Source organism: Lichenicoccus roseus, assembly GCF_005844085.1.
GTDB classification, from domain to species: Bacteria; Pseudomonadota; Alphaproteobacteria; order Acetobacterales; family Acetobacteraceae; genus Lichenicoccus; species Lichenicoccus roseus.
Window position 1 is genome coordinate 295,023 of the sequence record NZ_VCDI01000003.1, and the last position, 23,720, is coordinate 318,742.

General features: G+C 69.6%; 18 protein-coding genes and 1 tRNA gene. 12 read left to right on the top strand and 7 right to left on the bottom strand.

Annotated elements, in window-relative coordinates; translation table 11 throughout:
• Window positions 1-7: 7 nt before the first annotated feature.
• Window positions 8-1,108, bottom strand: coding sequence for an AI-2E family transporter (locus tag FE263_RS10700; RefSeq protein ID WP_205880334.1), 1,101 nt, complete (start codon window positions 1,106-1,108; stop codon window positions 8-10).
• A gap of 232 nt (window positions 1,109-1,340) precedes the next feature.
• Between FE263_RS10700 and FE263_RS10705 the strand changes: the two genes are divergently transcribed.
• From FE263_RS10705 to FE263_RS10715, 3 genes are all read left to right on the top strand, one after another.
• On the top strand, window positions 1,341-2,300 hold the full coding sequence (locus tag FE263_RS10705; RefSeq protein WP_171034040.1) for an acetamidase/formamidase family protein: 960 nt from the start codon (window positions 1,341-1,343) through the stop codon (window positions 2,298-2,300).
• A gap of 11 nt (window positions 2,301-2,311) precedes the next feature.
• A complete protein-coding gene (locus FE263_RS10710; protein WP_138325984.1) occupies window positions 2,312-2,746 on the top strand; it encodes a GFA family protein in 435 nt (144 codons plus the stop codon).
• A 73-nt stretch (window positions 2,747-2,819) separates the two neighbouring features.
• Complete coding sequence (locus FE263_RS10715; RefSeq protein ID WP_138325985.1) at window positions 2,820-3,254, top strand: GFA family protein; 435 nt, start codon at window positions 2,820-2,822, stop codon at window positions 3,252-3,254.
• 5 nt (window positions 3,255-3,259) lie between these two features.
• Here FE263_RS10715 and FE263_RS10720 read toward each other — a convergent pair whose 3' ends face one another.
• Together FE263_RS10720 and recG are read right to left on the bottom strand one after the other, a co-directional pair.
• Window positions 3,260-5,338 (bottom strand): S9 family peptidase, encoded by a 2,079-nt coding sequence (locus tag FE263_RS10720; protein ID WP_138325986.1) that lies wholly within the window; start codon window positions 5,336-5,338, stop codon window positions 3,260-3,262.
• A 33-nt stretch (window positions 5,339-5,371) separates the two neighbouring features.
• Window positions 5,372-7,465: an ATP-dependent DNA helicase RecG gene (gene recG / locus FE263_RS10725; RefSeq protein ID WP_171034077.1), complete on the bottom strand. Its 2,094-nt coding sequence runs from the start codon at window positions 7,463-7,465 to the stop codon at window positions 5,372-5,374.
• Window positions 7,466-7,644: 179 nt separating this feature from the next.
• Between recG and FE263_RS10730 the strand changes: the two genes are divergently transcribed.
• The 5 genes from FE263_RS10730 to FE263_RS10750 all read left to right on the top strand — a co-directional run bounded on the left by FE263_RS10730 (window position 7,645) and on the right by FE263_RS10750 (window position 16,353).
• Window positions 7,645-8,010 carry an FAD assembly factor SdhE gene (locus tag FE263_RS10730; RefSeq protein ID WP_138325988.1) on the top strand — a complete coding sequence of 122 codons (366 nt, stop codon included), beginning with the start codon at window positions 7,645-7,647 and terminating at the stop codon, window positions 8,008-8,010.
• Between the two features lie 41 nt (window positions 8,011-8,051).
• Complete coding sequence (gene mfd / locus FE263_RS10735) at window positions 8,052-11,519, top strand: transcription-repair coupling factor (RefSeq protein WP_138326308.1); 3,468 nt, start codon at window positions 8,052-8,054, stop codon at window positions 11,517-11,519.
• Window positions 11,519-12,310, top strand: coding sequence for a 3-hydroxybutyrate dehydrogenase (locus FE263_RS10740; RefSeq protein ID WP_138325989.1), 792 nt, complete (start codon window positions 11,519-11,521; stop codon window positions 12,308-12,310). The genes mfd and FE263_RS10740 overlap by 1 nt, the downstream gene beginning before the upstream one ends.
• Window positions 12,311-12,846: 536 nt before the next feature.
• Window positions 12,847-15,579, top strand: a complete 2,733-nt coding sequence (locus tag FE263_RS10745; RefSeq protein WP_171034041.1) for a glycoside hydrolase family 3 C-terminal domain-containing protein — start codon at window positions 12,847-12,849, stop codon at window positions 15,577-15,579.
• A gap of 261 nt (window positions 15,580-15,840) precedes the next feature.
• The gene (locus tag FE263_RS10750; protein ID WP_138325991.1) at window positions 15,841-16,353 is read left to right on the top strand and encodes an amidase; all 513 of its coding nucleotides are present in this window, start codon (window positions 15,841-15,843) and stop codon (window positions 16,351-16,353) included.
• A 48-nt stretch (window positions 16,354-16,401) separates the two neighbouring features.
• Here FE263_RS10750 and FE263_RS10755 read toward each other — a convergent pair whose 3' ends face one another.
• Window positions 16,402-17,406 carry a hypothetical protein gene (locus FE263_RS10755; RefSeq protein ID WP_138325992.1) on the bottom strand — a complete coding sequence of 335 codons (1,005 nt, stop codon included), beginning with the start codon at window positions 17,404-17,406 and terminating at the stop codon, window positions 16,402-16,404.
• Between the two features lie 78 nt (window positions 17,407-17,484).
• Between FE263_RS10755 and FE263_RS10760 the strand changes: the two genes are divergently transcribed.
• On the top strand, window positions 17,485-18,468 hold the full coding sequence (locus tag FE263_RS10760) for a bile acid:sodium symporter family protein (RefSeq protein WP_138325993.1): 984 nt from the start codon (window positions 17,485-17,487) through the stop codon (window positions 18,466-18,468).
• On the opposite strand, the gene FE263_RS10765 is transcribed toward FE263_RS10760, so the two are convergent.
• A complete protein-coding gene (locus tag FE263_RS10765) occupies window positions 18,453-19,130 on the bottom strand; it encodes a DsbA family oxidoreductase (RefSeq protein ID WP_138325994.1) in 678 nt (225 codons plus the stop codon). The two genes, FE263_RS10760 and FE263_RS10765, sit on opposite strands and share 16 nt — an antisense overlap.
• Before the next feature lie 111 nt (window positions 19,131-19,241).
• Between FE263_RS10765 and FE263_RS10770 the strand changes: the two genes are divergently transcribed.
• Entirely contained in the window at window positions 19,242-20,318 is a 1,077-nt protein-coding gene (locus FE263_RS10770; RefSeq protein ID WP_138325995.1) for a glycosyl transferase family protein, read from the top strand.
• 137 nt (window positions 20,319-20,455) lie between these two features.
• On the top strand, window positions 20,456-20,677 hold the full coding sequence (locus FE263_RS10775) for a hypothetical protein (protein WP_138325996.1): 222 nt from the start codon (window positions 20,456-20,458) through the stop codon (window positions 20,675-20,677).
• A 60-nt stretch (window positions 20,678-20,737) separates the two neighbouring features.
• On the opposite strand, the gene FE263_RS10780 is transcribed toward FE263_RS10775, so the two are convergent.
• Complete coding sequence (locus FE263_RS10780; RefSeq protein ID WP_138326309.1) at window positions 20,738-21,868, bottom strand: alpha-E domain-containing protein; 1,131 nt, start codon at window positions 21,866-21,868, stop codon at window positions 20,738-20,740.
• Between the two features lie 71 nt (window positions 21,869-21,939).
• Window positions 21,940-23,391 carry a circularly permuted type 2 ATP-grasp protein gene (locus FE263_RS10785; RefSeq protein WP_138325997.1) on the bottom strand — a complete coding sequence of 484 codons (1,452 nt, stop codon included), beginning with the start codon at window positions 23,389-23,391 and terminating at the stop codon, window positions 21,940-21,942.
• A 206-nt stretch (window positions 23,392-23,597) separates the two neighbouring features.
• Between FE263_RS10785 and FE263_RS10790 the strand changes: the two genes are divergently transcribed.
• Window positions 23,598-23,687: transfer RNA gene (locus tag FE263_RS10790), tRNA-Ser, on the top strand.
• Window positions 23,688-23,720 lie beyond the last annotated feature (33 nt).

Sequence of the window (23,720 nt, forward strand, 5' to 3'; positions counted from 1 at the left end):
CGCAGGCTCAGGCCGACTTGCTGCCGGCCGGTGCGGTCCATTCACGCCAGAGCAGGATCAGCGCCGCCATGATGGCCGGGCCGAGGAACAGGCCGAGCAGTCCCCAGCTCTCGACGCCACCCAGGATGCCGAGCAGCACCCAGAGGAACGGCAGCTTGGTGGCGCCGCCGATCAGCACCGGCCGGATGAAATGGTCGGAGACGAAGATCACCACCATGCCGAACGCGAACAGGGCGATCCCGAAGGCGGCGCTGCCGCTCGCCACCACCAGCAGGGAAGCCAGCGCCACCGCGATCACCGCGCAGAACGGGATCATGGCGGCGACCGCGGTCAGCACGCCGAACAGGGTCGGATGCGGGGCGCCGGCGATGGCATAGGCGCCACCGAGGATCACGCCCTCGCCCAGGCCCACCAGCACCAGTCCGTCGACCGTGCCATGCACCGAGGCGATCATCTGCCGGCCGATCCGCTCGCCGCGCTCGCCGAACGCCCGCCGGCTGGCGACCAGCATCTGCGCGGTCACATCCTCGCCTTCGCGGAACAGGAAGAACAGGGTGATGATGGTGAAGGCGAACAGGGTGACGCGGTGCGCCACCTGGCTGCCGAGCTGTCGCGTCATCGCCACGCTGCGGGCCGGCTTGAGCTGCCTGAACAGGGTGTTGGCATCGCCGGGGTCGGTGAGGTGCTGCCGCCACCAGTTGGTCGCCGCCTCGCTGCCGACAGGCAGGTGCTCGAGTGCCGGGGGCACCGGGACGCCACTCTGGCGGGCATGGTCGACCCAGACCAGCACGCCCTGTGCCTCCCGCGCCGCCTCGATCCCGATCAGCAGCAGGGGGACCACGAAGATGAGCGCCACCGCGCTGGTGAACACCAACGGCATCAGCAGGTTGTGCTTGCCGGGCGGCCAGCGGCGTTTGGCGCGGCGGAACAGCGGCCAGATGGCGATCGCGAATACAGCCGCCCACGCGAGCGAGATCAGGAAGTCCTGCAGGGTGAACAGGCCGAGCAGGACGAGGAGCAGGACCAGGATGCCGCGCGCGACCTGCTGCGAGCGTGTCGGATCGATCGGGCCGGTGCGATCTGGAGTGCTCTCGAACGACATGCTCATCCTCTCGTGGCGCTGCTTGCCCGGTCCGGCTCCGGTCGACGCCGGTCCGCCAGAGGCATCGCGCTGCAACGATCAGACAAAGCCAGGGTTCGGGCACTGTCTAGCCCGGCCCGCGGAAGCTGACGACCGATGATTTGCGCATGTCGCTTCGTGGACGGTGCTCGTCGGGCGCCGGGATTGCGGGCAACATCCGGGCACGGGCGGGGCCCCGAGGTTCGGAGGAGAGTGGACGATGGCGGTGCATCAGGTGGCGGCGACGCCGGAGACGGTCCGGCTCGGGATGTTCGACGCGACGATCCCGCCGGTGTTGACGATAGCCTCCGGCGATACGGTGGCGCTCGAATGCCTCTCCGGCGGTCCCGAGGTGATGCCGCCGCCCGGCAGTCCGCTCGCCATCCCGACGGGCCTGGCGGCGATCCATGCCGCGAACCCGGCGCGGCTCGGCACCCACATGCTGACCGGGCCGGTCGCGGTGGCGGGCGCCATGCCGGGCGACATGCTGGAGGTACGCATCGAGGCAGTCGAGCCGGCCGCGGACTGGGGGTATTGCGGCTTCCGGCCGCTGGCGGGAACGCTGCCGGAGGATTTCCCGCACCGTTACATGAGCCATATCCCGGTGGACCGCGCGCGTGGCGTGTGCCGGCTGCCTTGGGGGCCGGAACTGAAGCTGCGGCCGTTCTTCGGCATCATGGGGGTGGCGCCGCCCGCCGACTGGGGCCGCATCTCGTCCCGCGAGCCGCGCCTGCACGGCGGCAACCTGGATAACCGCGAGCTGGTGGCCGGCAGCACGCTGTGGCTGCCGGTGCTGGTCGAGGGCGCCAATTTCTCGGCGGGAGACGGGCACGGGCTGCAGGGCGACGGCGAGGTGTGCGTGAACGCGCTCGAGATGTGTCTCGACGGCCGCTTCACCCTGGTGCTGCACAAGGGCCACGGCGTGCAGGATCCGATCCTGCTGCAGCCGCGCGCCGAGACGCCGACGCATTTCATCACGATGGGACTAAACGAGGATCTGGGCATCGCCATGAAGCAGGCACTGCGGGAGATGATCGCGCTGATCACCACGCGCAGCGGGCTCACCCGCGACGAGGCCTATGTCAGCTGCTCGCTTGCAGTGGACTTCCGGGTCACGCAGACGGTGAACGGCGAGAAGGGCGTGCACGGCATGCTGCGCAAGGGATTGCTGTTCGCGTGAGGGAAATGGACATGAAGGACAAGATGACCGGCGGGTGTTTCTGCGGCGCGGTGCGCTACGAGGTCGAGGGACCGCCCCTGACGACACGGGCGTGCTGGTGCCGGGATTGCCAGTATCTCGCCTGCGGCAATGCGGCGGTGAACGTGATCTGCGCCAGCGCCGGCCTGAAGGTGACGGGCGTCACCACCGAGTATGTCAGCGTGGCGGATAGCGGCAACGAGATGCGCCGGCGGTTCTGCCCGACCTGCGGCACCGGGTTGTTCAGTGCCGCGACCTGCCGCCCGGAAGCGGTGGTGGTGCGCGCCGGCACACTGGACGATCCGGCGCCGGCACACCCGGCGAGCTACATCTGGACGTCGTCGCGGCCGGCCTGGGGCCTGGTCGATCCGCAGGCACGGCATTTCGAGCAGCAGCCGCCGCCGCCGGGGGCCGCGCGGGGCGATTGACGCCGGGATGGCGTCGTAGTCGTTATGCGAACCGGCCGGAGAGCCGCGGTCGATAAATCCAGGAGGGACGACGATGAGCGAGACAGCAACCCATGCCGGGTCCTGCTTCTGCGGCGCGGTGTCGCTGGAGGTGTCCGGCACGCCGGAGGGAATGGGCTACTGCCATTGCCGGTCGTGCCAGTCCTGGTCGGGAGGGCCGGTGAACGCCTTCACGCTGTGGTCCCCGGACGCGGTGCGGGTGACGTCCGGGTCGGAGCATGTCGGAACCTTCCAGAAGACCGACTTCACGCAGCGGCAGTATTGCACCCGCTGTGGCGGCCACCTGATGTCCCGCCATCCGACGGTCGGCCTGGTCGACGTGTTCGCCGCCACCGTGCCGACCCTGCCGTTCGCCGCCGGCGTGCACGTCAACTATGCCGACACCGTCCTGCACATGCATGACGGGCTGCCCAAGTTCCGGGACTTCCCCGCGGAACTCGGCGGCTCCGGCGAGATGCTGCCGGAGTAGACCCTTCAGGCTGCGCCGACACACCAGATCGCGAAGGCCTGCGCCAGGGCGGTCTCCTTGAGCCGCGCGTAGCGGCCGGAGGCGCCGCCGTGGCCGGCTTCCATGTTGATACGCAGCAGGATCGGGCGGTTGCCGGTGGTGACCTGCCGCAGCTTCGCGACCCACTTGGCCGGCTCCCAGTAGGTCACGCGGGGGTCCGACAGGCCGCCGAGCGCGAGGATGGCGGGGTAGGCCACCGCGCGGATGTTGTCGTACGGGGAGTAGCCGGCGATGAGGTCGTAGGCTTCGGCGTCGGTGATCGGGTTGCCCCATTCCGGCCATTCCGGCGGCGTCAGCGGCAGCGAGACGTCGGACATGGTGTTGAGCATGTCGACGAACGGCACCTGGGCGATCACGCCGGCGAACAGATCCGGGCGCAGGTTGGCGACGGCACCCATCAGCAGGCCGCCGGCCGAACCACCCTGCGCCACGATGCGCGCCGGGTCGGCAAGGCGCTGCTCGACGAGATGCTGGGCGCAGGCGATGAAGTCGGTGAAGCTGTTCGGCTTGCGCGGGCCGCGCCCGTCCAGGAACCAGCCCCAGCCCTTCTCCGAGCCACCCCGGACATGGGCGATGGCATACACCCAGCCGCGATCGACCAGGCCGAGGGCGGTGATGGAGAACGCCGGCTCGATCGCGTGGCCGTACGAGCCGTAGCCATACAGCAGCAGCGGCGCGGTGCCGATTTCGGGCGTGTCGTGGCGCATGAGGACGGTGACCGGCACCATGGTGCCGTCCGGCGCCGGCGCCTGCAGCCGCCGCGTGCGATACTGCGCGGGGTCATGGCCGGACGGGATTTCCTGTGTCTTGAGCAGGCGCCGCTCGCGGGTGTCCATGTCGTACTCGAACCATTGCCGCGGCGTGGTCGGCGACTGGTAGCCGGTGCGTAGTTTCGTGGTGTCGTACTCGTAGCTGCCATCCACCGACAGCAGGTATGCCGGCTCGTCGATGGCGATGCCGTGCGTATCGCCATCACGTCTCATGATGACGATGCTGTTGTTGGCTTCATGCCGCTCGACATAGACCAGATGATCGCGGAACGACCGTTCGCGTACGATATAATGGCCAGGACGGTACGGCACGAGGTCCCGCCAGTGCTCGCGCGAGAACGCATCCGCCGGGGTCTGCATCAGCTTGAAATCGACGGCGCCGTCGAGGTTGGTGCGGATGATGAAACGGTCGCCCCAGTGCGACAGCGAGTAGCGCACGCCCTTGTCGCGGGCGGCGACCAGGACCGGTGCCGCGGTGGGGTCGGAGGCCGGGATCAGCCAGGTCTCGGTGGTTTCCTGGTCGCCGCACTCGAGGGTGATCCACTCTCGCGACGACGTGGTGCCGACGCCGATGAAGAAGCCCGGATCGTGTTCCTCGTAGACAAGCTCGTCATCTCCACCACGCGCGGGCCGGCGGTAGATGCGCGTCGGGCGGCCGTTGTCGTCGCGGAAGGTCCAGAACAGGAAGCGGCTGCAGGGCGAGAAGGTGAAGTCGCCGGTGCTGCTCTCGATGGCATGGTCCAGCAGCGTGCCGGTCTCGAGATCGAGCACGCGGATGCGGTAGACCTCCGAGCCCTGCGCGTCCTCGGCATAGGCGAACAGGCGGTGGTCGTTGCCGTGCTGGGCGTCGGCGACGACGAAATAGTCGTGCGGCTTCGCCAGCGCGTCGACATCGAGCAGCACCTGTTCGTTTCCACCGCCGCGTGGACGCCGCGCATAGACCGGCTGCTCGGCGCCGTCGGCATAGCGCGCATAGTATTCCCAATCGCCATCCGGCAGCGGCGGCGACATCTCGTCCGGTTTCAGGCGGCCCTTCATCTCGTCCAGCAGCGTCGCCTGCAGCGCCTCGGTCGGCGCCAGCATCGCCGCGGTGTAGGCATTCTCGGCGCGCAGATGGGTCGCGATATCATCGCGCAGCACCGCCGGATCGCGCAGCACGCGTTGCCAGTTCTCGTCCTTCATCCAGGCATAGTCGTCGGTGCGGGTGCGCCCGAGCTGCTCGATGCGCAGCGGCCGACGCCCGGCGGCGGGCGGCTGGAGTGGGTTGGCGTCCATTCGGGTGGCTCCGTCGAGAGGTGCTGAGTGTGGTCAGCCGGAATGCAGGGTGCGCAGTGCATCGGTGCGGCCGAACAGGTCGAGCAGCACCGTGACAGCCTGCCCGCGCGGCGAGGTCAATGCGGGATCGCGATCGAGCAGCATCTCGGCATCCTGCCAGGCGAGACGCAGCAGTTCGTCGAAGCGCGGGCCGGCGGCGAGGCGGAAGCCGGGCAGGCCGGATTGCCGGCGCCCCATCAGGTCGCCGCCGCCGCGCAGGCGATGGTCCTCGTCGGCGATCAGGAAGCCGTCCTCGGTCTCGCGCAGCATGGCGAGGCGCTGGCGCGCACTTGCGGTGAGCGCGTCGTCATGCAGCAGCAGGCAGTAGCTGACCTCGCCACCGCGCCCGACCCGACCGCGCAGCTGGTGCAGCTGCGCCAGCCCGAAACGCTCGGCATGCTCGATCACCATGATGGTCGCACCGGGAACATCGACGCCGACCTCGATCACCGTGGTGGCGACCAGGATGCGCGTGCGGCCGGCCGCGAAATCCGCCAAGGCCGCCTCGCGCACGGCGATGTCCTGCCTGCCGTGCGCCAGCCCGACGCGGCCGAGGCCGAACCGCTCGGTCAGCGAGGCGTGCCGGGCCTCCGCCGCCGCCACGTCGAGCAGCTCGCTCTCGCTGACCAGCGGGCAGACCCAGAACGCCTGCGCTCCGCCGCCTTGGGCCCCGCCGCTCTGGGTACCGCCGGCGAGCGCACGGGAGATGCCGGCGCAGACCTCCTCCATGGCGGCGATGGCGTGCAGGCTGGTGCGTATCGGCTTGCGGCCGGGTGGTTTGCCGTCGAGCCGGCTGACCTGCATCTCGCCCCACTGGGTCAGCAGCAGGGTGCGCGGGATGGGGGTTGCCGTCATCACCAGGATGTCGGTCATCTCACCCTTGTCGCCAAGCATGAGGCGCTGCTCGACGCCGAAACGATGCTGCTCGTCGATCACCGCGAGTGCGAGGTCGTCGAAGGCAACGCCATGCTGGAACAGCGCGTGGGTGCCGACCGCGAGCTTCACCCGGCCGGAGGCGAGATCGTCCAGCGCCTGCTTGCGGGCGCGCCCCTTGATGCTGCCGGTGAGCAGGGCGACCGGCACCGGCGACAGCCGGCTCAGCGTCGCGTGGTGCTGGCGGGCCAGGATCTCGGTCGGCACCATCAACGCCGATTGCAGGCCGCATTCGGCGGCGCGCAGCATGGCCATCAACGCCACCAGCGTCTTGCCGGCGCCGACATCGCCCTGCAGCAGGCGCAGCATCCGGGTCGGGGCGGCGAGGTCGGCATCGATCTCGGCCAGCACATGGCGCTGCGCCGGGGTGGGAAGGTGGCCGAAGGTGGCCAGCGCCTGGCGCCGCAGCGTGTCGTCGCCGGATAGGCCACGGCCCGGACGGGTACGGCTGCGTCGGCGGGCACGCCCCACCGCGACCTGGCTCGCCAGCAGCTCGTCGCACCCCAGCCGCTGGCGGGCAGCGTCCAATCTCTTCGCGAGGGTGACCGGGTCGGCGTCGACGAGGGTGTCACCGGGGAAATGCAGCAGGCGCAGCGCCTCGGCAAAGCCGGGCCACTTCTCGCGGGCGACCACCGATGGCTCCAGCCATTCGGGCAGCTCCGGCACCCGCTCCAGGGCGATGCGCAGGCTGCGTGCGACGACCTTCGGGACCAGTCCGGCGGTGAGCGGCCAGGAGGCTTCCAGCAGCGGCAGCTCGTTGGCGCGGGTGCGCGGCAGCATGTGCTCCGGATGCGCCATGCTGAGGCGGTTGCCGTACTGTTCCAGGCGTCCGGACACCATCAGCTCGGCACCCGGAGCAAGGCCGCGCGCCTGGTGCTGGCTGAAGAACACCAGCTCGGCGGTGCCGCTGCCGTCGCCGACCAGCACGCGCCAGGGTTGCCGCGGCCGCTGCGGGCGATCGAGTCGCTGCACGGTGACGGCGAGGGTGGCGATGCGTCCGGCCTCGGCCTCGGCGAGCCGCGGCCGGTAGCGGCGGTCGATCATGCCTTCGGGCAGATGGAACAGCAGGTCGAGCAGCGTCGGGCCGCCGACCGCGCGGGCGAGCAGGCCGACGAGACCGGCATTGAGCGGCAGGGACGAAAGCGGCGCGCGCAAAGCGTCGTGCGGCGACGCCGGCCGGACGGCTTCTTCGGCAGCCGGCTCGGGCGGGCGTCGCCCGTGCTGCCGGGATGCGGGCTGCTGGGATGCGGTCTGCTGGGACAAGTTGCTGCTGGCATCCTCGGTCGGTATGGGCTGACAGGCAGGGGGTGCGCCGCTATATGACAGCGCGCGCCATGGAACAAACCGCCATTCCTGATACTCCGTCCACGCCGGCTCCGCACTCTCCCGCCCCGCCGGAGGGGATCCTGCCTTCGGACGGGGCCCGGCGGCGCCGTATCCTGTTCAGGGCCACCCACCGCGGCACCCATGAAACCGACATCCTGATCGGCGGGTTCGTGCAGGCGGGTCTCGCCGGCTTCAGCGGCGAGGAACTCGATGCGCTCGAGGAGATCATGGAATTGCCCGACGTCGACCTCGCTGACTGGCTGACCGGGCGCCGTCCGATCCCTCCCGAATCCGACAGCCCGATGCTGCGGCGCATCGAGGACGCCTCGCACGAGACTGCCCGCAACGCGCGCCTCGGGCTGGTGCAGCGTTGAGCCTGGGCATCACCGCGAACCGGCCGGCCGCCAGGGCGCCGATCGCGAAACAGGGTGGCGTCACCCAGGTCTGGGGGGTTCCGGAGGGGTTCGACGCGCTGCTGCTGACGGCGCGCCTCGCCGAGCATGACGGGCCGCTGCTGCATATCGCGCGCGACGATGCCGGGCTCGCCCGGCTGGCCGACCTGCTGACCTGTTTCTCGCCGCACACCGAGGTGCTGCGGTTCCCGGCCTGGGACTGCCTGCCGTACGACCGCGTTTCGCCGAACCCGGTGATCGTGTCCGAACGGGTGGCGACGCTGGCGCGGCTGGTGGAACCTGCAAGCCGCGACGCGCCGCGACGCATCGTGCTCACCACGGTGAACGCACTGGTGCAGCGGGTGCCGCCGCGGACGACCTTCGAGGGCACCTCGCTGTCGGTGAAGGCGGGCGAGTCGCTGGACTCCGCCTTCCTGTCCGAGCTGCTGGTGGCGAACGGCTACCATCGCGTCGATACCGTCATGGAGCCTGGCGAGTTCGCCACCCGCGGCGGCATCTTCGACGTGTTCCCGTCCGGCGAGACCGAGCCGGTGCGGCTCGACCTGTTCGGCGACGAGGTCGACAACATTCGCGGCTTCGACCCCACCACGCAGCGCTCCACCGGCAAGCGGGCGGAGTTCGTGCTGCGCCCGGTCGCGGAGCTGTCCTTCGATGCCGGCAGCGTGGCCCGCTTCCGCACCGGCTGGCGGGCGCATTTCGGGCAGGACGCGACATCGGACCCGATCTATCTGAGCGTGTCGGACCAGCGCCGCCACACCGGGATCGAGCACTGGTTGCCGCTGTTCCACGACCGGCTGGAGACCCTGATCGACTACCTGCCCGGGGTGTCGGTCAGTCTCGACCACCAGGCCGACGAAGTCCTGACGGCGCGCCTCGAGATGATCGCGGACCATGCCGAGGCGCGCAAGCTGCCGTCGCGCGAGGGCGACGTCCCATACCGGCCGCTGCCGCCGGGCCTGCTTTACCTCGACCGCGAGGCCTGGAACGCGATGCTGGGCGGGTTGCCGATGCTCGCCTTCAGCCCGTTCGGCAAGCCCGACGGCGCCGAGGGGCACGATGCCGGCGGCCGGCCCGGCATCATGTTCGCCCGCTCGCTGCCGCCGGGGTCGCGGGACACCGTGTTCTCGGTGCTCGGCGACCAGGCGAAATCCTGGGCGGATGCGAAGCGCCGCACCCTGGTCTCAGCCTGGACGCGTGGCTCGCGCGAGCGCATCGGCACCCTGCTGCGCGACCACAGGCTGCCGGTCGAGGTGGTGGAGACCTGGCGCGAGGCACGCCGGCTGAAGCCCGGCATCATCGGGCTGCTGACGCTGCAGCTCGAGCGCGGCTTCGTGGCCGACGATTATGCGCTGGTGTCCGAGCAGGATCTGCTGGGCGAGCGCATCTCGCGGCCGCCGCGCCGTCGCAAGCGCGCCGACCAGTTCATCGCCGAGGCCACCGAGATCGCGGAGGGCGACCTGGTGGTGCACCAGGACTACGGCATCGGCCGCTATGACGGGCTGGAGACCATCGGCGTCGGCACCGCGCCGCACGACTGCCTGCGGCTGATCTACGACGGCAGCGAGAAGCTGTTCCTGCCGGTCGAGAATATCGAGCTGCTGAGCCGCTTCGGGTCCGAGCAGAACGGCGTGGCGCTGGACAAGCTGGGCGGCGCGTCCTGGCAGACCCGCAAGGCGCGCATGAAGCAGCGCATACGCGACATGGCGGGCGAGCTGATACGGGTCGCCGCGATGCGCCACCTGCGCGAGGCGCCGTCGCTGGCGCCGGCGGAAGGCAGCTGGGACGAGTTCTGCGCCCGCTTCCCGTTCATCGAGACCGAGGACCAGGCACGCGCCATCGCCGACGTGCTGGAGGACATGGCAGCCGGCAAGCCGATGGACCGGCTGATCTGCGGCGATGTCGGCTTCGGCAAGACCGAGGTGGCGCTGCGGGCGGCGTTCGTGGCCGCGATGTCCGGCTCGCAGGTGGCCGTGGTGGTGCCGACCACGCTGCTGGCGCGCCAGCACCACAGGACATTCGTGGCCCGCTTCGAAGGCCTGCCGGTGCGCGTCGAGCAATTATCGCGGATGGTGAATGCCAAGGACGCGGCGATGGTGAAAAAGGGCGTCGCGGACGGGACGGTGAACATCATCGTCGGTACCCACGCGCTGCTCGCCAAGGGCATCGAGTTCGCCGATCTCGGGCTGCTGATCATCGACGAGGAGCAGCATTTCGGAGTGGCGCACAAGGAGAAGCTGAAGGCGCTGCGCGAGGACGTGCATGTGCTGACGTTGAGCGCGACACCGATCCCGCGCACGCTGCAGCTTGCCCTGACCGGCGTACGGGAGATGAGCCTGATCGCAACGCCGCCGGCCGACCGGCTTGCGGTACGCACCTTCATCATGCCGTTTGACGCAGTGGTGATACGCGAGGCGCTGCAGCGCGAGCGGTTCCGTGGCGGGCAGGTGTTCTGCGTGGTGCCGCGCATCGAGGACCTGTCGCGCATGGGCGAGCGGCTGCGCGAGATCGTGCCCGAGGCCCGGCTGGTCGAGGCGCACGGACGGCTGACGCCGACCGAGCTCGAGCGGGTGATGACCGAGTTCGGCGACGGCAAGTACGACATCCTGCTGTCGACCAACATCGTCGAGAGCGGGCTCGACATGCCGGCGGTGAACACGCTGTTGATCCACCGCGCCGACATGTTCGGCCTAGGCCAGCTCTACCAGCTTCGTGGCCGTGTCGGGCGCGGCAAGCAGCGCGGATATGCGTATCTGACCTGGCCGCAGAGCCACCGCCTGTCGCCCGCCGCCGAGAAGCGGCTCGAGGTGATGCAGACGCTGGATGCGCTCGGCGCCGGCTTTACGCTCGCCTCCCACGACCTTGACCTGCGCGGTGCCGGCAATCTGCTCGGCGACGAGCAGTCCGGACATATCCGCGAGGTCGGCATCGAGCTGTACCAGCAGATGCTGGAGGATGCGGTCGCCGACCTGCGTGTTGAGAAGGGTCGTCGCAAGGCAGAGGATCGCGACTGGACGCCGAACATCGTGCTCGGGCTGCCGGTGCTGATCCCGGAGACGTATGTGCCCGACCTGCCGGTGCGGCTGGGGCTGTACCGCCGCATCGGCGCGCTGACCTCGGATGCCGAGAGCGAGGCGATGGCGGCCGAATTGGTCGACCGCTTCGGGCCGCTGCCGGACGAGGTCGAGAACCTGCTGCAGGTGGTATCGCTGAAGCGGCTGTGCCGGAGTGCGGGCGTCGAGAAGCTGGAGGCCGGGCCGAAGGGCATGGTGGTGCAGTTCCGCGGCAACTCGTTCGGCAATCCGGCCGGGCTTATCTCCTGGATCGGCAAGCGCCAGCAGGACGGCGTGCGGCTGCGTCCGGACCACAAGCTGGCGGTGGCGCGCGAGATGACCACCGCCCAGCGCATCGGGCTGGCGCGCAAGGTGGTTGCAAGCCTGGACGAACTGGCGAGGCAGGGGAAGGCGGCCTGATGCAGCCGGATGCTGTCACGCTCCAGGGGCGGGTCGCACTGGTGACGGGTGCTGCGAGCGGCATCGGGGCGGCTGTCGCGAGGCGCCTGGTCGCCGCAGGGGCCCAGGTGGCGATCGCCGATCTCGATCTCGCGCAAGCGGAGCGGCTGGCGGCGTCGCTCGGCAGCGGCGTGGCAATCGCCGTGGCGATGGATGTCACGGAGGAGGCCCAGGTCGAGGCCGGCGTTGCCGCCGTGGTGCAGCAGTTTGGCCGGCTCGACATCCTGGTCAGCAATGCCGGTGTCCAGCATGTGCAGCCGATCGTGGAATTGTCGCTCGCCGACTGGCGCCGGGTCACCGCGATCCATCTGGACGCCGCCTTCCTGACCACGCGTGCGGCGATGCGGGCGATGCAGACGCAAGGCGCTGGCGGCAGCATCATCTACATGGGCTCGGTGCATTCCAAGGAGGCGTCACCGTACAAGGCGCCTTATGTCGCAGCGAAGCATGCACTGATCGGGCTGGCCAAGGTGGTGGCCAGGGAAGGTGCGGTGGACGGCATACGCGCCAACGTGGTGTGCCCGGGCTTCGTGCTGACGCCGCTGGTGCAGCGGCAGATCCCCGAGCATGCGGCACGGCTCGGGATCAGCGAGGATGCGGTGCGTAGCCAGGTGCTGCTCAAGGACACCGTCGACGGCGAATTCACCACCGTGGAGGATGTCGCCGAAGCGGTCCTGTTCTTCGCAGGCTTCGGCAGCAACGCCCTGACCGGGCAGTCGCTGGTGGTGAGCCACGGCTGGAGCATGCAGTAGTCTGCTGCCCACGCCGGGCGGTCGACATGACCGCACGGTCCGCGACAAGCCGGAAAAAATGCTGGTTGCACTATCGACGCTTTCGGGTCGCGAGATCTTGAAGGGATAAACCGGGCGCCGACGGTGTTTCGTTATCGGCACAAATTGCCGAAGCCCGGCCGTCCGCCTACGATCATCGACGATCGGTATGCCCGCACGAGGAAAAGGTGTGCTCGATCAACGAACGAAAGGAGCTTCAACCTCCTCGTGAGACACCGGACCCGGGACGGCCGCATTTCCGCCTGATCCGGTTTGCGTCCAAGTAAAACAAAAAATGAGGAAACGTTCGAATGATCAGCATCGACGGCTGCCGGACGGCAGCCAGGCCGGCATGCGTGCCGCGACCTGCAACAACGAACATCTCCGCCAGGCATACACGGCGCCTCCGGTGGGCCGGCGCGGCACTGCCAGCCCTCCTGATCGGATTTGCGCCGCTGCACGCAGCGATCGCCGGACCGGTGGGCAATCCCGCAGACTGCCCATGGCTCAATACGGCTTTGCCGATTGCGACCCGCGTCGACATGGTGCTCGCGAACATGACGGTCGCAGACGAGATCGCGCTGGTACAGGGCAACGGCACCAGCGAGAGCACGCCGCCCGCGGTACCCTATGTGTTCTTCACCGCCGCCAATCCCAGGCTTTGCATTCCCGGCATCGGCTACGAGGACGGACCGGCCGGCGTGGCGGATACCCTTACCAACGTCACGCAGTTTCCTGCCGGCATCGCCGTAGCCGCGAGTTTTTCCAAGGATGATGCCCTGCTCTATGGCGCGACGCTCGGAGCGGAGCAGGCTGCGAAAGGCGCCGGCGCCGATCTCGGCCCGACCGTCAACATCGATCGGGACCCGCGCTGGGGCCGCACCTTCGAGAGCCTGTCCGAAGATCCGGCGCTCACCGCCGGCATCGGCGCCGCGGTGATCAAGGGTATCCAGAGCCAGCGTGTCCTGGCGCAGGTCAAGCATTTCGACGCCTACAACCAGGAGACCAACCGCAACACGCAGGCGGACGACGTCATCGTCTCCGACCGCACGCTGCACGAGATCTACCAGCCCGCCTTCAGGGCGGCGATCAACGATGCAGGCTCCGCCTCGCTGATGTGCGCGTACTCGTCGATTAACGGTTTCTATGCCTGCCAGAGCCGGTCGCTGCTGACCGGCGTGCTGCGCAACGAGCTAGACTTCAAGGGTCTCGTCATGTCGGACTACGGCGCGATCCACGATCTCAGCGCCGCCACCGCCGGCACCGATTCCGAGCAGCCGGAGAACACCTATTTCGGCGCCCCGCTGCAGGCCGCGGTCACCAACGGCACGCTCTCCCGCGCCGTGCTGAACTCGCAGGTCGAGCCGATCCTGTATGAGATGTTCCGGTATGATTTCTTCAACGACCCGCCGCCGGTCACCACCTCGGCGGTCGCGACGTCGCCCCAGCATGTCGCCACCAGCAACGCGCTCGCCGAAGCGGGCAGCGTGCTGCTCAAGGACACGGCGAGCCTTCTGCCGCTCAAGCCCGGCGCCAATATCGCCGTCATCGGCCCGGCCGCGTCGGCGCAGGTGACCACCAGCGGTGGCGGCAGTGCCCATGTCGTTCCCGGGCCGATCGTTTCGCCACTGAGCGGGATACAGGCTGCAGCCACTGGCAGCGTCACCTACCAGCAGGGCCTGCCGACCGATGCACAGCTGACGCCGATACCGGCCGGCGATCTTTCCACCCCATACGCCGCCACCAACTACGGCGGTTCCTACAGCGCGACGCTGACCGCGCCGGAAACCGGCACCTACATCTTGGGCTTCAGCAATCCCGGCAGTTATACCGTATCCTCGCTTGCCATCAACGGCACGACGCTCATCAACAATCCGGGCACGCCGCCGGTCTCGGTCTACTCGGCCTCGATCCAGCTCACTGCCGGGCAGACCTACAGCCTGACGCTCGGGGGCGCCGGACCGGCCAGCGGACTGGTCTGGGCCACGCCGTCGACGATCCAGTCCTACGTCGCCCCCGCGGTCGCCGCCGCGCGTGCCGCCGGGACCGCCATCGTGGTGGTCGCCGACAACACGGAATCCGAGGCCGCCGACCGCCCGAACCTGTCGCTGTCATCGGCGCAGGATGCGCTTATCGAAGCGGTGGCCGCCGTCAATCCGCACACCGTCGTGGTGGTGCAGGCCGGCGCGCCGATCACCATGCCCTGGCTCGGGAATGTCGGTGCCGTGCTCGACACCTGGTATCCCGGCCAGACCGACGGCACCGCGGTCGCCGACCTGCTGTACGGCAAGGCGAACCCCGGCGGTCACCTGCCGGTCACTTTCCCGACCAGCCTGAGCGCGATCCCGACCGCATCGGCGGCGCAGTTCCCGGGCCAGAACAATACGGTTGCGTATTCGGAGGGCCTGCTGGTCGGCTATCGCTGGTTCGACCAGAACAACGTGGCGCCGCTGTTCCCGTTCGGCTTCGGGCTGTCCTACACGACCTTCAGGTACAGCGGCCTGCAGGTCGAGAATTCGTCCGTGGACGGCGTGACGCCGGTACGGGTCAGCGCCACCGTCACCAATACCGGGAGCGTCGCCGGTAGCGATGCGGCGCAGCTCTATCTCGGCTATCCCGCCGCCGCCGGCGAACCGCCGCGCAAGCTGGTCGATTTCAGGCGGGTCACCCTGGCGCCCGGCGAAACCAGGCGGCTGACCTTCACCATCCGCCCGAGCGACGAATGGTGGTGGAACGGCACCGGCTGGGACGAGAGCACCGGCCAGTACAAGGTCTGGATCGGCGACAGCTCGGCCTTGTCCGACCTGACGGCGACCGGGAGCTATTCGATGCAGGGCGGCATCGGCCACCGGCAGGTGACGGTCACGGCGCCGCGCAGCTTTACCGCCGGTGCTGCCGGCACCGCGGTGGTGACGCTCAGCGCCGGCGGTAGCCAGTCGCTGTCCGACGTCGACCTCTCGCTCGCCGCACCCGGCGGGTGGAAGGTGCAGCCGACGAGCGCCACCGAGTTCAGGAACGTGCTGCCCGGCCAGGCGCTCAGCGTCGCCTTTGCGCTGACGCCGCCGGCAAGTGCGGTCACCCGCGAAGTCACGTTGTTCGGCACCGCCGACTTCGCGCCCGGCGCCTGCCCGAAGGCGATCGATGCGCAGGTGGCCAACCCGGTCCAACTCGCCCAGGACGCGGCGCGCGGTCGTGAGCCGTGCCCGGCCGCGATACGGCACGGCGGCGTGTCGGCCCGCTTGCTGAACTAGAGCATGGCCGGCTCGGTTTGAGCCGGCCTACCCCTCCGGCACCGGTCGGGGGATCGCTCCGGACCGGCCGACGAGCTGCATACCACTGCCAGCGGTGCCGCCTGGATCCCGCTCCAACGGGGCTGCCTGCTGCTGGAAAGCCACTACTACGGTCCTGCCTGAGCACGCCCGCCTGGGACGCGACGGAGGGGCCGCCATGCCGGAAACCAGCAGCAGTGGCCGCCTCGAAGCGGCGCTCGCCCTGATCGCCGATCCCGCCGGGTGTCTGCGGACGCAGCCCGCGCTGCCGCCCGCGCGTCGGATGAACGAGCGGCCCAACGCGCCGCGCTTGGTCCTCTCGACAGGCGCCTGGTCTCGATCAAGGCTTTGTTCGACGTGCCGGGCGCCGGGCGCGGCTTACGAAGCCTCTATGGCCTCGATCCACGCACGCGGGCATGCATCGAGGCCGGGCGCAGCCTGACCGCGGCCGACTACATATTCATGACCCGCCGGTGGGCGAAGCTGATCGCGCAGGCCGACGCGCGGCTTGCCTCGGGCGAGGTGCTGGTGCTTCCCACCGTGCCGATCATGGCGCCGCCGATCGCGGCGATGGCAGAGCCCGCCGCGTTCCAGCGGGTCAACGGGCTGCTGTCGCGCCGCCCCCAAATTGCCAACCTGCCGGACCTGCCGGCGACCTCGCTACCACTGCCGGTGCCTCCCGGCCGGATTGATGCTGATAGCTTGGCACGGCCAGGACCAGTGGCTGCAGCCGTGGAGAGAAGCCTCGGACCATGAAGTGGCGGCCGGACGCGATGCCCTGCAGCAATCGCCGGCCCCTGCCGATCAGCGCAGCGGGATCGGGACGTTGTTCACGCTCAGCAGGCCGTCGCCATACCTGACCTGCCACTGCAGACGGTCGCCGTCCTGGCGCGCCATCAGGCGGGACAGGAACAAGGTGGTGTGAACGCGCGTCAGGCTCTGCAGCGCCGCCGCGTTGACCAGGGCGTCGAAGTCGCGCGCGGTCAGCAGGATGTCGGCGGCGCTGTCCTGCGGGGTGGCGGCGGCGCTGGCGGTGCCGGTGCCGTGCAGGGTGGCGTCGCCGCGGGTGACGGTGATGTCGTCGATGGTGACCGGGATGCGCGCATCGGGGGCGGCGCCGCCGGCGGCGGAAAGCAGGGTCGGCACGCTGGACGCCGGCAGGGTGGCGGCGACCGACAGATGATCCGGCAGCAGGGTCGGCGGTGTCAGGCTGCCGGTGATGCCGTCGAGGCTGAGCGTGATGTGGATCGGGGCGTCGGGGCCGCTCCCGCCGGCGCCGTCCAGCCTCAGCGTCATGCGCCGGGCCAGCACATGGCCGGCGGCGCCATGCAGCGTCACCCCCTGCCAGCTGCCGACGTAACCACCGCCGCGCAGCAGGCCGTCCACGACCGGATAGGCCGCCGCCTGCAGCACGTCGGCCGGGCAGCCGCTGCGGCCGGTGCCGGTGAGGGCGATCAGCAGCGCGGCGCCGGCGGCGGTGGAGGCGCGCTCGAGCGCCTCGGGGGTGGTCTGGACGCCGCGGCTGTCGACATGCAGCGAAGCTGCGGCGAAGGAGGGCGAGGGATCGGTCTCCTTGTCCCGGCCGGCATGCACGGGCGGCAGCTGGATGTGCAGGGCGCCGGCCTCGAACGCCGCAGACCTGCCGGACACGGCCTCGATCCGGTGCACGCCGACCGCGCTGGCGGTGCCGCAGCCGCCGGGCAGGCCCAGCGAGGTGGTGGTGGCGGCCACCGCCGGCTGCCAGCCCAGACAGGCCGCCCCGGCCAGGAGGGATCGGGCGGTCAGGTGGGTGATGGTCTTGCTCGGCATCCGACCCTAGGGTGGCGCAGCCCGGGTCGGCTTGCAATCGGCGCGTGCCGTGACGACCCTCATTGCGCGGAAGCCGGTATGCCGAAGCTTGATCCATTCCTGCTGGCCCTGATCGCGACCCTGCTCCTGGCCAGCCTGTTGCCCTGCCGGGGCGCTGCGGTGCCGGTATTCTCGACCCTGACCGTGCTGGTGATCGCGGTGATGTTCTTCCTGCAGGGCGCGCGGCTGTCGCGGCAGGCGATGCTCGCTGGCCTCGGGCACTGGCGGCTGCATCTCGCCATCCTTGCCTGCACCTTCGCGGTGTTCCCGCTGATGGGCCTGGCGCTGCACGCGCTCTTTCCACACCTGCTCAGCCCCACGCTGTGGCTCGGCGTGCTGTTCGTGTGCGCGCTGCCGTCCACCGTGCAGTCCTCGATCGCCTTTACCTCGATCGGACGCGGCAATGTGCCGGCGGCGGTATGCGCCGCCACCGCCTCCAACCTGCTCGGCATCGCCATCACGCCGGTGCTGGTCGGGCTGCTGCTCAGCCGCAGCGGCGGCGGGATCTCGGTGCATGCGGTGCTTGACATCGTGCTGCAGCTGCTGCTGCCGTTCGTGCTCGGCCAGCTGCTGCAGCCGTGGATCGGCGGCTGGGCGCTGCGCAACAAGCGCCTGCTCGGCTTCACCGATCGCGGCTCGATCCTGATCGTGGTCTACACGGCCTTCAGCGAGGCGGTGGTGCAGGGGCTCTGGCACAAGCTGCCGCCGTCGATGCTGGCGCTGGTGCTGCTGATCGACGCCGTGCTGTTGGCCGCCATCCTGCTGATCACCCGCTATGGCGCCCGCCTGCTCGGCTTTGCCCGCGAGGACGAGATCGCCATCGTGTTCTGCGGCTCGAAGAAGACGCTGGCGTCGGGGGTGCCGATGGCCGGCGTGCTGTTCCCGCCGGCGACGGTGGGCATGGTGGTGCTGCCGCTGATGATCTTCCACCAGCTGCAGCTGTTCGTCTGCGCGGTGATGGCGCGTCGCTACGGCGCCTCGGAAGCGGCGAACGAACCCGGGGCGGCTCAGCCGCGCACGTAGTCGAACGCCTCCACCGCGGCGATATCGAGCAGCCGGTGGAACACTTCCGGCTCCTGCGCGCCGGACACCGCCATGCGGTCGCCGATCACGAAGCAGGGCACGCCGCTGATGCCGAGCCGGTGCGCGCGGAGGTTCTCGCCGTGCACCACGTCGGCGCCCTCGCGCGAGCGCAGGAAATCAAGGGCCTCGAGCCCCTCGAGGCCGGTCTCTGCGGCGATCGCGGCAAGGGTGCCGATGTCGCCGATGTCGCGGCCCTCGGTGAAGTGCGCGACGAACAGCGCCTCCACCAGCTCGGTCGCCAGCCCGTGCGGTTGTCCGTAGCCGACCAGGCGGTGCGCATCGACGCTGGATGGCACATGCAGGATGCGGTCGAAGCGGAACTCCACGCCCTCGGCGGCACCGAGATGGGTGACGGCGGCATAGAGACGTCGGGCCCGCTCCTCGCCGCCGAACTTGCGCACGACGTAGTCGAAGCGTGACATCCCGGAACGCGGCATGTCGGGGTTGAGCAGGAACGGCCGCCAGGTGATGTCGTAGCCGCAGGCCGTGCGCTCGGACAGCGCCCGCATCAGGCGGCGCACGCCGAGATAGCACCACGGGCAAACGAAATCGTGGACGATCTCGAGAGCGATGCGCGGGCGCGGGGGGACGAGAGCGTTCACGGGGCGACTTTGGCGCGGTTTGGACGATAATCGGGGAAAGCCGCCGCAAAAGCCAGCACTCCCGCAGGCCGCGCGCAGCTTGCGCAGGCCGGCGCCGACAGGAGCCCATCCATGGATCAGACAGTGAAAAAGACGATCGACCGGGACGGGCTGCAAGATCGCTTCGCCGGGTTCGTGGCGACCCTGGGACGCGGTCCAGGGCGTTCGCGGGCGCTGACCCGGGAGGAGGCGCGCGAGGCGTTCGGCATGGCGCTGCGTGGCGATGCGGACCCGGCGCAGGTCGGCGCGTTCCTGATGCTGCTGCGCTATCGCGGCGAGGATCTGGCGGAGATCACCGGCCTGATCGAGGCGGCGCGGGACGAGGCCGGGCTGGGCCGTGCGGGTGTTGCGGCCGGCTTCCCGGTGGTCGATCTCGACTGGCCCAGCTACGGCGCCGGTCGAACGCGCGGGGCGCCCTGGTTCCTGCTTTCGGCGCTGGCGCTGGCGCAATCCGGGATGCGCGTGCTGATGCACGGCTCCAACGAGTTCTCCGGCGGCCTCAGCGTCGACAGCGTGCTGCCGTCGCTCGGACTTGCGGCCTGCCGGGACGCCGGGTGCGTCGCAGGGTGCCTGCAGCGCGACCGCTTCGCCTACTGGCCGGTCGCCGCGATGGCGCCGCGGGTCGGCGACTTCCTCGCCATGCGCCGGCTGTTCGGGTTGCGGTCGCCGGTCAACACGGTGGCCAGGCTGCTCGACCCGGCGGACGCCGCCGCCTCGGTCGACGGCGTATTCCACCCCCCCTACATCGCGCTGCATCTCGGCGTGGCTGCCCTGCTCGAACGTCCGGCGCTGCTGGTGCTGAAGGGCGGTGGCGGCGAGGCGGAGCGTTCGCCGGGCAAGGACATCGCGGTGCATCTGCAGTTCGCCGGTGCGCCGCCGCGCGAGCTTCTGCTGCCGGCGCTGCAGCCTACGGGACCGCGTGGCGATCCGTCGGCCGACAGCGCGGCGACGATGCTCCGTGTCTGGCATGACCGCGACGAGGCCGACCCGCTACTGTCGACGGCGCGCAACACCGTGGTGGGCACGATCGCGATGGCCCTGCTGGCGACCGCCCAGCCGGATCGCGCCCCCGACCCGGAGCACGCCGATCAGACCGCAAGAGCCATCTGGCACCGGCGCGCGACGCAGCCCGCATCCAGCGCCGGTTGATCGCAAGATCGGGAACTGTTGCCATCTGTAGCGTTCTACCGGCACTAGGGCGACACCCGGCCATTCCGGCCCGCCCGGCTCCCGAGGCTTGATCGCGTGGATCTGCCCCGGGGGCTGAAAACAAGGAGCTCCGTATCATGAAGACCATTCTGCTTTCCGCCGGCTCGGCAATGCTCATGCTGGCCGCCGTCGCGTCCCAGCCCGCGGACGCCAAGGGCTGCCTGAAGGGCGCCGCGGTCGGCGGTGTCGGCGGACACATGGCCGGCCATCACGGCCTGGTCGGCGCCGGCGTAGGCTGCGCGGTTGGTCATCACATGGCCAACAAGAAGGCCGCCCAGTCCGCCAACCCGCCGAGCTGAGGTGTCTCTCCGTCCCGCGGGCCCGGTGCCCGCGGGACGGAACCTCAACGTTTCGCCGGTTCAAGATTGATCTTGTGTATTACCGCTTGACCTGGGACCTCCGAGCGACTGGGTCATCCCTCCCAGCGTCTGCGTCATGCTGCCCATCGTCTGGCTCATGCCGCCCTGCGACTGCGCCAATGTGCTCGCGCCACCATCGACTGCCTGCTCGGGCAGGACAAGCTCCGGCGGCGGCGGCCAGAAGGCGCTGGCAATCCCCTCCTGGATCTGCCGCAACTCCAGCTGCACCCAGTCGAGGAATTCGTGCAGGCCGCGCACGATGATCTGCTCGATGGTCTGGTCGAGCAGCGAGGCACGCAACTCGTCCAGCCGTTCCAGGATCATGCCGCTGCGACGCAGGCCGTAGTCGGTGCGGAGCTGTCCCACCGCCCAGTAGACCTGCCGCAGCGTGAGCGCCAGCGAGCGCGGGAACGCGTTGTTCAGCAGCAGGAACCCGGCGACATCCTTAGGCCGCAGCACGCGCGGCATGGTGCGCCGGAACGCATGATAGCCGGCGGCGGCGCGCAGCACGGCGCTCCACTGGCTGACATCCACCTCGGAGCCGATGCCGGCCTCCTCGGGCAGCAGCGTGTGGTACTTGATGTCGACCAGGCGGGTGATCTGGTCGGCGCGCTCCAGATACTTGCCGATCATGTAGAAGTACCACCCCTGGTCCCGGTAGAACGTCCCCTCGGTGATGCCGTAGTGGGTCTGGCATTCCTGCTTCACCCGGGCGCAAAGGGCCGACAGGTGCGAGGGCCGTACGTCGTTGGGGCCGAGGCGGCGGATCCAGTTGTGGAACACGTTGATATGCGTCCACATCTCGGTCGAGATCAGCGGACGCAGCGTGCGCGCGTTCTCCCGCGCCATGTTGACGATGGAGGCGATCGAGTTGCCGTGCCCGGTGTCGAGCACATAGAACTCGGTCACGCTGGCGGCGTCGGCCACCGCGTGGCGGGCGCGGAACGGCTCGTCGTCGGCGTTGATCTGCACCACCGACGCCCAGCCGTCGCGCCCGGTCCCGGTGCGCACGAAAGTCTCCGTCACGTCGAGCACGCGCGCGAGGTTCTCGATACGCTCCATGTAGCGGGCCAGCCAAACCGTGCTCTCGGCGTAGCGCGACAGCAGGTCGGACGAGCGGATCGGCTCCATCTCGTCGGGATAGCGACCGCTGCCGCCGCCGTTGCTGCCGTTGGCGAGGCCGCCGCTGCCGTTGGGCGCGCTCAAGCCAGCACCCAGGTGTCCTTGGAGCCACCTCCCTGCGACGAGTTCACCACCAGCGAGTTGCGTCGCAGCGCCACCCGCGACAGGCCACCGGGCAGCACCCAGGTCGAGCGGCCGGTGACCGCGAACGGCCGCAGGTCGACATGGCGCGGCTCGATGGCGGTCTCGCACAGGGTCGGGCAGGTGGACAGGCTGATCACCGGCTGGCTGATGTAGTTGGCGGGGTCGGCGAGCAGCTTGGCACGGAACTCCGCAAGCTCCGACTTCGAGGCGTGCGGCCCGATGATCAGCCCGTAGCCGCCGCTCTCGCCGACCGGCTTCACCACCAGCTCGGCGAGGTGGTCGAGGGTGTATTGTAGCCCGTCCGGCTCGGCGCAGATGCGGGTGTCGACGTTGTGCAGGATCGGGTCCTGGTCGAGGTAGTAGCGGATGATGCGCGGCATGTAGGCGTAGATCGCCTTGTCGTCGGCGACCCCGGTGCCGACCGCATTGGCGATGGCGACGTTGCCGGCGCGCCAGGCGTCGATCAGGCCGCGCACGCCGAGCTGGCTGTCCGGCCGGAACACGTCGGGGTCGAGGAAGTCGTCGTTCAGGCGGCGGTAGATCGCGTGCACCGGCCGCAGCCCGGCGATGGTGCGCATGTAGACCCGGCGGTTCTCGACGATCAGGTCGCGGCCCTCGACCAGCGGGACGCCCATCTCGCGGGCCAGGAAGACGTGCTCGAAATAGGCCGAGTTGTAGATGCCGGGCGACAGCAGCACGACCTGCGGGTCGAGCACGCCGGCGGGGGACGCATCGACCAGCGCCTGGCGCAGACGCACGCCGTAATCCTCGACCCCGCGCAGCCGGAAGCCGCTGGCGAGGTCGGGCAGCACGCGCAGCGTCATGTGCCGGTTCTCGATAACGTAGGAGACGCCCGATGGGGTGCGGGCGTTGTCCTCCAGCACCAGGAAGCGGCCTTCGCCGTCGCGCACGATGTCGGTGCCGTTGACGTGGACATAGACGCCGAGCGGCACGTCGAGGCCCATCATCTCGGGGCGGAAGTTGCTGTTGCCGACCACCAGGGCGCGCGGGAGGATGCCGTCGGCCAGGATCTTCTGGTCGTGGTAGATGTCCCACAGGAAGGCGTTGATGGCGGTGACCCGCTGCACCACGCCGCGCTCGATGATGTCCCACTCGCGCGCGGTCAGCACGCGCGGGATCAGGTCGAACGGCAGGATGCGGTCGATGGCGTTGCGGTCGGAATAGACCGTGAAGGTGATGCCGAGGTTGTAGAGCTCGGCCTCGGCGGTGGCGGCGCGCCGGCCGAGTTCGGCGAGATCCATGCGCGACAGCCGCTCGCGGATCAGGGCGAGGTCGGGGTTGTCCGGCTCGAGGCCGTTCATCAGCTCGCAGAAGGCGGTGCAGTCGTAGCCTTCGAGCAGGCCGCCGGTGGGGGCCTCGCTGCTCATGCGGCGCGTGGCCTCGTGGACCGTCGTGTCGGGGGCCGGGTCCGGCGCGGGCCGGGGATCAGGCGCGAGGAGAGCATTCCGTCCACCTGCTGTGAGACCAACCCCTACGGTTGCAAGAATCGATCCGCTCGCCAAGCCCCCTGGCGTCCGGGCGCCTTGCGCGAGGCGTTGCCGGGGAGGGGGGTGGGGCGTTATGTGGGGGGACCGGATGGGTGGCCGAGTGGTTTAAGGCAGCGGTCTTGAAAACCGCCGTGCGTGTGAGCGTACCGTGGGTTCGAATCCCACCCCTTCCGCCACGCCAGTGTTGATCTTCACGACGTAAAGGTTTG